The 835-nt window shown below is 69.3% G+C and carries 1 protein-coding gene; it reads right to left on the bottom strand.

Annotation, left to right across the window (positions count from 1 at the left end):
• Positions 1–721 (bottom strand): DNA polymerase Y family protein (locus GSQ92_RS26785; protein WP_174247852.1); only part of this gene is annotated, 721 nt, incomplete at its 3' end.
• Positions 722–835: the final 114 nt, after the last annotated feature.

The raw sequence follows: 835 nt of genomic DNA, 5'->3' as shown, positions 1-835 counted from the left end.
GCACGAAGACCGGCGGCGGCCGAACGGGCAAGAGTGAGCGGGGGCGATCACCCGTCAGCCCGTCGAGCACATCCATCACCGGGCGGCCGAAGCGGCGCGACAGTGGGGCGCGGGGTTGGCGCAGGAGTTCGCCGATCTGCTGCAAGCCGAGGCGGTTCAGGCTGGTGATGCAGTCCTGTGACAGCCGCAGCGCGCCAAGCGGCAGCGGCGCGACGGCGGCGATGTCATCTCCGGCCGCGACGATCCGGGTGTGATGCCCGGCGCGCGCCAAGGCAGCAGCGGCCTCCGCAATGCCCGCGATGACGGCCTGGGCAGCGATGCCGCCACGCTGGAGGCTGTTGCTGACTTGGCGCAACAAGGCCGCTTCGCCGCCAAAGAGCTCGGTGCAGCCGGTTACGTCCAGCACTAGACCGTCCGGAGGATCGACCGCAGCGATCGGCGTGAACCTCACAGCCCAAAGAGCCAGACGCTCCAGAAACGCCCTGTCCGCGTCAGGATCGGCTGGACGCAGCACCAACTCGGGATGCATCGCCTGCGCGTCCGCGAGGGCTTGCCCCACGTGCAGCGTGGTGCCGGGCGCATCGACGCTCGTCAGCAAGCGACGGTTGCCCTGGGTGTCCCAGGCCGCAATGGGGACGCCGGCAAGCTCCGGCTCCCTCTGCCGAATGCGGTCGGTTGCAACCTGCGGCAGATACAGAACGAGAAAGCGCCGGTGCTTCATGCGACGCCAAGCCCAGCCGGCTCTGGCTCTTGGTCCAAGTCGCACGCCGAGGCGAGTGCCTGCTTTTGCCGATCCCAGACGACCGTCCAAGCTGCCGGTCGCCCGCCGAAGGCC

This window comes from Acidisoma sp. S159, assembly GCF_009766125.1.
Lineage (GTDB): Bacteria > Pseudomonadota > Alphaproteobacteria > Acetobacterales > Acetobacteraceae > Acidisoma.
The sequence above is the reverse complement of the archived record's forward strand: the minus strand, read 5'-3'. Positions and strand labels throughout refer to the sequence as shown.